7 protein-coding genes and 1 tRNA gene are annotated in these 9,437 nt (G+C 70.0%); 2 read left to right on the top strand and 6 right to left on the bottom strand.

The genetic code is table 11. The annotated features are described in order from the left end of the window. Positions 1-269 precede the first annotated feature (269 nt). From PV363_RS12955 to PV363_RS12940, 4 genes are all read right to left on the bottom strand, one after another. Positions 270-2,270: an acetoacetate--CoA ligase gene (locus PV363_RS12955; protein WP_301022525.1), complete on the bottom strand. Its 2,001-nt coding sequence runs from the start codon at positions 2,268-2,270 to the stop codon at positions 270-272. A gap of 42 nt (positions 2,271-2,312) precedes the next feature. After that, a complete protein-coding gene (locus PV363_RS12950; protein ID WP_220343132.1) occupies positions 2,313-4,112 on the bottom strand; it encodes an alkyl sulfatase dimerization domain-containing protein in 1,800 nt (599 codons plus the stop codon). A gap of 132 nt (positions 4,113-4,244) precedes the next feature. Beyond that, a tRNA-Pro gene (locus PV363_RS12945) sits at positions 4,245-4,318 on the bottom strand. A gap of 51 nt (positions 4,319-4,369) precedes the next feature. Further along, entirely contained in the window at positions 4,370-5,284 is a 915-nt protein-coding gene (locus tag PV363_RS12940) for a metallophosphoesterase (protein ID WP_220343133.1), read from the bottom strand. A gap of 74 nt (positions 5,285-5,358) precedes the next feature. On the opposite strand from PV363_RS12940, the gene PV363_RS12935 reads away from it, so the two are divergent. Then, complete coding sequence (locus tag PV363_RS12935) at positions 5,359-5,820, top strand: GatB/YqeY domain-containing protein (RefSeq protein ID WP_220343134.1); 462 nt, start codon at positions 5,359-5,361, stop codon at positions 5,818-5,820. 24 nt (positions 5,821-5,844) lie between these two features. Here the strand turns inward: PV363_RS12935 and PV363_RS12930 are convergent, their stop codons facing one another. Beyond that, positions 5,845-7,983 (bottom strand): transglycosylase domain-containing protein, encoded by a 2,139-nt coding sequence (locus PV363_RS12930; protein WP_301022524.1) that lies wholly within the window; start codon positions 7,981-7,983, stop codon positions 5,845-5,847. A 222-nt stretch (positions 7,984-8,205) separates the two neighbouring features. Here PV363_RS12930 and PV363_RS12925 point away from each other — a divergent pair, with 222 nt between their 5' ends. Continuing rightward, the gene (locus PV363_RS12925) at positions 8,206-8,499 is read left to right on the top strand and encodes a WhiB family transcriptional regulator (protein WP_220345889.1); all 294 of its coding nucleotides are present in this window, start codon (positions 8,206-8,208) and stop codon (positions 8,497-8,499) included. Between the two features lie 59 nt (positions 8,500-8,558). Here the strand turns inward: PV363_RS12925 and PV363_RS12920 are convergent. After that, the coding region (locus PV363_RS12920; RefSeq protein WP_301022523.1) for an ArsA-related P-loop ATPase at positions 8,559-9,437 on the bottom strand (879 nt) is incomplete at its 5' end.

Below are 9,437 nucleotides of genomic sequence, written 5' to 3'. Positions count from 1 at the left end.
TCTCTGGCACTCGCGGGTCACTCTCGTTGGCTTGCGGGTCACTCTCTGGCACTCGCGGGTCACTGGCACGGTGACCCGCCGGTGCCAGGCGGTGACCCGCGAGCGGCAGACAGTGACCCGCCGGTGCCACACGGTGACCCGCGGCCGCCACACGGTGACCCGCGGCCGCCACACGGTGACCCGCCGGTGCCAGGCGGTGACCCGCGGCCGGCGCGCGGTGACCCGCGGGCGGCAGAGAGTGACCCGCGAGCGGAAGGGCGGGGTCAGGCTTAGCCGCGCAGGCCTTCGTACGCCTCGAGGGTCTCCGGGTTCTGCAGGGCACCGCGGGCGGCCGCGTCGTCGATCGCCGTCCCGCGCAGGATCTTCTTGACCGGCACCTCGAGCTTCTTGCCCGACAGCGTGCGCGGCACCCCGGGCACCTGGTGGATCACGTCCGGCACGTGCCGCGGCGACAGCTGCGAACGCAGGGCGCCGGCGATGGTGCGCTGCATCGCCTCGTCCAGCTCCAATCCCTCGGCCAGTACGACGAAGAGCAGCAGCTCCCCGGCACCACCCTCGGCGTCCTCCAGGTGTACGACGAGACTGTCGGTGACCTCGTCCAAGCCCTCGACCACGGAGTAGAACTCGGCCGTCCCGAGGCGCACCCCGCCGCGGTTGAGGGTCGCGTCGCTGCGCCCCGTGATCGTGCACGAGCCGTCGGCGCGGATCGTGATCCAGTCACCGTGACGCCAGACGCCGGGGAAGTCCTCGAAGTACGCGGCGTGGTAGCGCGAGCCGTCGTCGTCACCCCAGAACCCGATCGGCATGGACGGCATCGGCTCGGTGATCACGAGCTCCCCGAGCTCGTCGACGACCGGGCGGCCGTCGATGTCGTACGCGGCGATGGCGACGCCGAGGTTCGGCCCGGAGATCTCACCTGCATACACGGGGAGCATCGGGTTGGCGCCCACGAACCCGGTGCACACGTCCGTGCCGCCGGAGAGCGAGCCGAGGTGGACGTCGTCCCCGACCGCCTCGTACACCCACCGAAACCCCTCGACCGGCAGCGGCGCGCCCGTCGACCCGACACCGCGCAGCCGCGACAGGTCGGCGACGTCCTTCGGCACCAGCCCCTCCTTGCGGCACTGGAGCAGGAACGGCGCGCTCGTCCCGAAGTAGGTGATGCCGAGCTCGTCGCTCATCCGCCACAACGACCCGAGGTCGGGGTGCGCGAGGTTGCCGTCGTACATCACGACGGTCGCGCCCGACAGCAGCCCCGAGACGAGCAGGTTCCACATCATCCAGCCGGTGGTGGAGAACCAGAAGAAGACGTCCTCCGGGCCGAGGCCGAGCTCGAGCGCCACGGACTTCGTGTGCTCGACGGTGATGCCGCCGTGGCCGTGGACGATCGGCTTGGGCAGTCCGGTCGTGCCGGACGAGAACAGCAGATAGAGGGGGTGGTCGAACGGTACGCGGTCGAACGCGAGCTCGGCCGGCTCCGCCACCAGGTCCGCCCACGTCACGGAGTCGGCGGGTGCCGCCGCCTCCGGGTCGAGGTACGGCAGCCACACCGTCGCGCGCAACGACGGCAGCGCCGCCCGGATCGCGGCGACCTCGTCGCACCGGTCGACCGCCTTCGTGCCGTAGCGGTAGCCGTCGACCGCGAGCATCACGGTCGGTTCGATCTGCCCCCAGCGGTCGATCACGCTCCGCGTCCCGAACTCGGGTGCGCAGGACGAGAAGATCGCGCCGAGGCTCGCTGCGGCGAGCAGCAGGACGAGCGTCTCGGGCACGTTGGGGGCGTACGCCACCACCCTGTCGCCGCGGGTGATCCCGAGGCGTACGAGGCCCGCTCGTGCCCGAGCGACCGCGTCTCTCAGCTCGGCCGCCGTGTACGTCACGTCGTCGCGCGACTGCGACCGTGCGACCACGACGACATCGTCGTCGGCCCGTCCGGGCATCTGCAGCATGGCCTCGGCGTAGTTCAGCGCGACGCCGGGGAACCACGTACGGCCAGGCACCGGCGGCGCGCCGTCGGCGGCGGGCACGAGCGCGACGGCCGGGTCACTCTCCGCGCCGTCGACCGTCCCGGGGACCGCGAAGTACGTCCAGATCGAACGCCAGAACGCGTCCTGGTCGTCGACCGACCAGGCGTGCAGGGCGCGGGCGTCGGCGAGCGGCGGACCTCCGTGGGACTCGGCCCAGTCCATGAAGGCGCCGATGCGCGTCGTACGGCGTGCGTCGGGCGCGGGCTCCCAGAGGACCTCGTGCGTCACCTGCGGTGTGAACATGGCGACACCCTAGACGGCGTGGAGCACGGCCTCCCACGCGTGTCACGGCTCGACGACGGCGAACCTCGGGTCGGGCTCGTCGGTCAGCCCGACGATCGTGGTGAGCACCGACGTATCACCGTCCACATCGATGCCGTCGAGCGTGCCCGACCCCAGCAGGCCGAGCAGCTGCGGACGGGTGAGGCGGAGGGTCAGGTCCGCGGCGTCGCCGCGCGTGGTCGGGAAGTGGACGAGCGCACCGTTCGAGAGCTCCATCCGGTACGCCTCGCCCGAGTCGGTGAAGTGCCACGCGATGCTTCCGGTCACGCCCGCGGCCTTCGCCCCGTCGAGCCGGATGGCGATGGTGTCGAACAGCTGGGTGGTCGTCAACGCGCTCACCATCCCCGCGGCGGTGAAGGAGGCGGTCGGACTACCTCCACGGAGCTCGTGCGCGCCGGTGAGGAAGCAGTTGCGCCACGTCGCGTTCTCGGCACCGAGACCGAGCGACTCGAGGACCTCCGCCAACGCCTCGCGGGCCTGCGGGTTGTCCGGATCGGCGAACACGGCGTGACTGCCCAGCTCGGCAGCGAAGCGGAGGTCTCCCGCGTCGGCGTAGCGTCGGACCGCCTGCACCACGGCGTCGACACCGCCGAGGAGCTCGACGTAGCGGTCGGCCCGGTTCTCCGGCGTGTGCTCCCACAGGTGGGCGGGGTTGCCGTCGTACCACCCGAGGTAGCGCTGGAAGACCGCCTTGACGTTGTGGCTCAGCGACCCGTAGTAGCCGCGCGTGCTCCACCGCTGTGCCAGGGAGTCGGGAAGGTCGAGCATCTCGGCGATCTCGCTGCCGACGTAGCCCTGGTTCATGAGGCGCAGCGTCTGGTCGTGCATGTACGCGTAGAGGTCCCGCTGCTCGGTCAGGAAGGCGATGACCTCGTCGGTCCCCCACGTCGGCCAGTGGTGCGACGAGAACACCACGTCGGAGTCGTGTGCGAACAGCTCGATCGACTCCGCGAGGTAGCGCGACCAGATTCGCGAGTCGCGGACCTGGGCGCCGCGCAGCGTGAGCAGGTTGTGCATCGTGTGGCACGCGTTCTCCGCCATGCAGAGCACCCGCTCGTCGGGGAAGGAGAAGTTCATCTCTGCCGGCGACTCCGTCCCCGGCGTCAGCTGGAAGACGATCCGCACACCGTCGAGGGTCTCCTCCTGGCCGGTGTGCGTGATGTCGACCGTCGGCGGAAGGAGCCCGACCGTCCCCGCCGAGGTGCGCGGGCCGAGACCGATGCCGACGGCCCCGGTCACCGAGGCGTCGAGCGGGTGTCCGTCGTAGTAGTAGCCACGCCGCAGCATGGCCACGCCGGCGTACACGTTCTCCGACACCGCGTGCTCGAGGAAGTGCTCCGGCGCGAGGATCGGCACGTCGGTGGACGCGTCGACGACGCCGAGCACGCCCCCGAAGTGGTCGATGTGCGCATGCGTGTAGATCACCGCGCTGACCGGGCGGTCACCTCGATGCTCGCGATAGAGGGCGAGCGCAGCGGCGGCGGTCTCGGCACTCACGAGCGGGTCGATGACGATGACGCCCGAGGTTCCCTCGACCAGCGTCATGTTCGAGATGTCGAACCCGCGGACCTGGTAGAACCCGGGCGCGACCTCGTACAGGCCGTGGCGCGACGTCAGCTTCGCCTGGCGCCACAGGCTCGGGTGGACCTCCTCCGGAGCGCTTCCGGACACGAACGCCAGCGCGTCGGCGTCGAAGACGACCGTCCCGGTGGCGGAGGTGATCGTCGCCGGCGAGATCGTTCCGACGAATCCCCGGTCGGCGTTGGCGAAGTCTGGGTGGTCCTCGGAGTACGACACGGCCATGGGAGTCTCCGTCTGGTGGCGCGGTGAGCGACCTCTCCACCATCGTCGGTGCCCTGGACGTGCGCATCTCCCGGCCAGCGGGCCGGGAGACGACGAAACCCCAGATCCGGCGGGGATCTGGGGCTCATGCTGTCGGGGTGACAGGATTTGAACCTGCGGCCTCGTCGTCCCGAACGACGCGCGCTACCAAGCTGCGCCACACCCCGTGGCTCCTCGTACGTGGTACGAGCAGAACCTCTCCGCGAGTGGGCCCGCGCTCAGTTCCTCGGAGAGTCTACCGGACGCATCCGGAGCACCGTCGCCTCGGGTCGGCACGCGAAGCGGACGGGCGCGTACGGCGATGTGCCGCAGCCGGCCGAGACGTGGAGCCACGAGGAGTCGTGGCCTGCGGTCCGGTGCTGGTGGAGGCCGCGGGCACGCCGACGGTCGATGTCGCAGTTGGTCACGAGCGCGCCGAAGCCGGGCACACGGAGCTGGCCGCCGTGGGTGTGCCCGGCGAGGATCAGCGGGTATCCCTGGACGTTGAACGCGTCGATGGCCCGCAGGTACGGGGCGTGGACGACGGCGATCGCGAGGTCCGCCGACGGGTCGGCCGTCGTCGGGATCGCCTCGAGGTCGTCACGGTCGACGTGGGGGTCGTCGAGCCCCGCGAACGACAGCGAGAGCCCGCGGACGTCGAGCTTGCCGGTCGCGTTGTTGAGGTCGATCCAACCGGCCTCGCTGAAGGCGGTCCGCATCTCCTCGTACGGGAGGTCGGCGGTGCGGCGGCGTACGCCTGACGGCCCCATGAGATAGCCCGCCGGGTTCTTGAGCGTCGGCGAGTAGTAGTCGTTGGAGCCGAAGACGAACACTCCTGGGACACCGAGCAGGTCGTTGTAGGCCTGGAGGACGGCGGGCAGCGCCTCGAGGTGTGCGAGGTTGTCGCCGGTGTTGACGACGAGGTCGGGCTCGTACTCGACCAGGCTGCGCAGCCACCGCTGCTTGCGCGACTGTCCTGGGGTCATGTGGACGTCGGAGATCTGGAGCACCGTGAGCGGACGCGCCTCGGCTGGCAGGACGGGCAGGTCGATCTCGCGGACCACGAAGGCGTTGCGCTCGTAGAGGGACGCGTACGCCAGCGCGCCCGTGCCCGCGGCGGTCGTGGCCAGGAGGGTCTTCGTCAGGGGATGCACGCCTGCAAGCGTGCCACAGGGACGGCTGGGGAATCGGCGTGCCGGGGTGTGAAGCCCTGAGCGATGATGACCTCATGAGCGATCTCAAGGACCGACTGCGCACCGACCTGACCGCGGCGATGAAGGAGCGTGACTCGCTCCGGGCGTCGACACTGCGCATGGTGCTGTCGGCCATCAGTCGGGCCGAGACCGCCGGCAAGCAGGCCAAGGAGCTCTCCGACGCCGAGGTCCAGTCCGTGATCACGTCGGAGTCGAAGAAGCGGCGAGAGGCCGCCGAGGCGTACGAGTCGGGGAACCGGCCCGAGCTGGCGCAGAAGGAGCAGGACGAGGCCGCGATCCTCGCCGACTACCTGCCCGAGCCGCTCGGCGCCGACGAGGTGACCGCGCTCGTCTCCGAGGCGATCACCGAGGCCGGCGTCGCCGGCGAGGGGATGCGCGGCATGGGCAAGGTCATGGGGCTGCTCAAGCCCCGTACGGAGGGCCGGGTCGACGGCGCCGCGCTGGCCGCGGAGGTCCGGAGGCAGCTGGGCGCCTGACGACCGAGCGCTCGTCGCGCTCGGTCAGTCGTCGTTCCCGCGGCCTCCGCCGCCGCCGTTGCCGCGGCCCGGGCGGTCGCCGCCACCGCCACCGCCACCGCCACCGCCATCGCCACGGTCGCCCTTCTTGTCCTTCTTGTCGGGCTTGGCCGGGGCCCGCGGGGTGTCCGAGGGCGCTGCGCCGAGGCTGCCCGGCGACTCGAAGTTGGCGTACGGCAAGTCGTCCTGGATCGCGCGCATGGTGTCGGCCCACATCGGGCCGGCGAGCGAGGAGCCACCGACGGCGCTGAAGGAGATGTACTCACCGTTGAGCTGCTGGTTGGCGAGCGTCTTCCAGTGACCGTCACGGTTTGCGCCCGCGATCATGGACGACGTCACCAGCTTGGGGGTGTAGCCCATGTACCAGACGGCCTTGTTGTCCTGCGTGGTGCCGGTCTTGGCAGCGGACGGCTTGTTGAGCTGGAGGGCGTTGCCGAAGCCACCCTCCTGGACGCCGCGCAGGATCTGGTTCATCGAGTCGGCCGCCGCGGTCGACAGGACCCGCCGGCAGGTGGGCTGGTAGTCCTTGATGGTCGTGCCCTTGTTGTTCGTGATCAGCGTGACGGGCATCGGCTCGCAGTACTTGCCGCGAGCGGGGAACGTCGCGTACGCCGCCGACATGTCGAGGGCGCTGACGTCGATGACGCCGAGGGTAAACGACGGGTAGGTGTCGTTGACGTCAGGCACCGGGATGCCCATCTTGGCGGCCATCTTGGTCGTCGCGCAGAGCCCGACCAGACGCTCGAGCTGCGCGAAGTAGGTGTTAATCGACTGACGAAGTCCGCGGGTCATGTCGAACCCGCCGGCACCGGTCGAGTTGCTGACCTTCCACGAGCCGGCGCCCTCTTTGTCGCACTGCGAGAACCCGCTGATGTTCATCGACTGGGGCGAGTTGAAGAACGTGCTGGGCGGGTAGCCCTTGTCGAGAGCCGCCGCGGCAGTGAACGCCTTGAACGTCGACCCGGCCTGGAAGCCGTTCGCGCCACCGAGCGACTTGGGCACCGTGTAGTTGATGTAGGTCTCGCCGGCCTTCTTGTTGTTGCCCATCGGGCGTGACTGCGCGAGCGCACGCACCGCCCCGGTCCCGGGGACCACCAGCGCCTGCGCGCCGATCGCGTCGTCGGTCGGGGCGACACGCTTCTGGACCGACTCGTCGGCCGCGCGCTGGAACGTGGGCTCGAGCGTCGTCTTGATCACGAGACCGCCGGTCTCGAGCGTGTGCACGCGCTCGTCCTCATTCTTGCCCAGCGACTCGTCCTGGAGGAGATAGCGACGGACGTAGTCGCAGAAGAATGGCGCCTTGGTGCTCACGCAACCGTTGGAGAAGCGGGTGATCTTGAGCCCGAGCGGCTGCGCGATGGCCTTCTGGACGACGGAACGCGTCAGGAGCCCCTGGGCCTCCATCGCCGACAGCACGATGTTGCGCCGACGCAGGGCGTTCTCGGGGTAGGTCACCGGGTCGTACTCGACCGGGTTCTTGACCAGGCCGGCGAGCGTCGCCGCCTGAGTCAGGCTGAGGTCGGCGGCGTCGACCGAGAAGTAGTGCTTGGCGGCGGCGCTCACGCCGTACGCGCCGTCACCGAAGTAGGAGATGTTGAGGTAGTTCTCGAGGATCTGCTGCTTGCTGTGCTTCTCCTCGTACGACATCGCGTACTTGAGCTCACGGACCTTGCGGGCCGGCGACACCTCGGTGGCGGCGCGACGCTCCTCCGGCGTCGTGGCCTGCTGCACCAGGATGTTCTTGACCAGCTGCTGGGTCAGGGACGAGCCGCCCTGGGTCTGGCCGTCGGTGGCGTTGTTGACCAGCGCGCGCAGGGTGCCCTTGAAGTCGAGGGCACCGTGCTCGAAGAACCGCGCGTCCTCGATGGAGACCACGGCCTGCTGCATCACCGGCGCGATCTTCGACAGCGGGATGTCCTGCCGGTTCTGGGAGTAGAAGTAGGTGAGGAGGGACCCGTCGGCCGCGAGGACCTTCGAGCGCTGCGGGATGGGGGTCTCGCGCAGCTCCAGCGGCAGCTCCTCGAAGCCGCGCGCCATGCTGTTGGAGGTCACCCCGACGAACGCGGCGACAGGGATCGCAAGTCCGGCGACGAGTACTCCGGCAAAGAGGCTGAGAAGCGCCATGGAGCCGATCACACGAGCCGCCCCCACGCCTTCGTCGCCGTGTCGACTGGGGCCCAGATTCATGGGCCTAGGTTACGGGAGCCCAGGTCAGTCACCAACTAATGGCCCGAAAGGACTATGGCAAACCATCCCGGGGTGTCTGTTATGTGGCCTGCGACACTGCGAGTGTGTGTGTATCACCACAGGACTTCTCGGTGATCCTCTCGGGGAAGGTGTCGGATCATGAGCTGGAACGAGTCTTGGGCCACGGTGGCAGCGTGCAAGGAGTCGCAGGACGCGCTGTTCGTCCGGGGCGCCGAGCAGAACCGCGCCAAGCAGATGTGCCGGTCGTGTCCGGTCAAGCTCGAGTGTCTCGCCGAGGCCCTCGACAACGACATCGAGTGGGGGATCTGGGGCGGCATGACCGAGCGTGAGCGCCGCGCCCTGCTGCGCCGTCGTCCCAACGTGACGTCGTGGCGCACGCTTCTCGAGGCCGCCCGCGCCAGCAAGCCGGCTGGCGCCGCCGTCGCGGTCTGACGCCGGCCCCTCCGGGTCCGGTCCGTCTGGCTCAGTCCGCCTGGCTCAGTCCGCCTGGCTCAGTCCGTCGGGGCCGCGTCTGCGTCGACCTGGTCGGTCGCCGAGAGGCGGCGCCCCGCGAGCAGCTCGCCGATCGTCGTCAGCCCCTCCACGTCGTGGACGTCGGTCGCGAGACCGGCGACCTCCACGCGGGGCACGCGCGGGTGCGCCGCAGCGAATCCCGTGACCACGCGCCGCTCGCGTGCCGCCACCCGCTCGCCGCGTGCGTGCACCGCCAGTAGCCCGGCGACCACCTTGTCGTCGACCGTCGGCCGTGAGCGACCGTCGAGCCGCCGCGCGGCGGCGTGGGCGTCGTCGCCGTCGAGCGAGAAGAGCGGCACCGTCATGCGGTTCACGATCAGACCGGCCAGCGGCATGTCCTCCTGGCTGAGGCGCTCGACGAAGTAGGACGCCTCGCGCATCGCGTCCGGCTCGGGCGACGCCACGACGAGGAAGGCGGTGCCACGGTCCTGGAGGAGCGCGTACGTCGCCTCCGCGCGCTGACGGAACCCGCCGAAGAGCGTGTCGAAGGCGGCGACGAAGGTCTGCACGTCGGTGAGGACCTGCGCGCCGAGGACCTTGTTGAGCGCTGACGTCACCATCCCGAACCCCGCCGAGAAGATGCGGGCGGGACCACGCGCGGGGGCCAGCAGGAGACGGATCAGCCGGCCGTCGAGCAGCGACGACAGCCGCTCCGGGGCGTCGAGGAAGTCGAGCGCAGATCGTGACGGCGGGGTGTCGACGACGATCAGGTCCCAGCGGCGCCGGTCGCCCTCGGCGGCGTCGGTCTCCTCGCGCTGGGCCACTGCCTCGGCGTGGAGCTGGCCGAGCTTCTCCATCGCCATGTACTCCTGCGTGCCCGCGAACGAGCTCGACAGCGCCGCATAGAAGGGGTTCGC

The organism is Mumia sp. (genome assembly GCF_028803055.1).
In the GTDB taxonomy this organism is placed as follows: domain Bacteria; phylum Actinomycetota; class Actinomycetes; order Propionibacteriales; family Nocardioidaceae; genus Mumia.
Note: the sequence above shows the minus strand (reverse complement) of the source record. Positions and strands in the feature narration are given on the sequence as shown.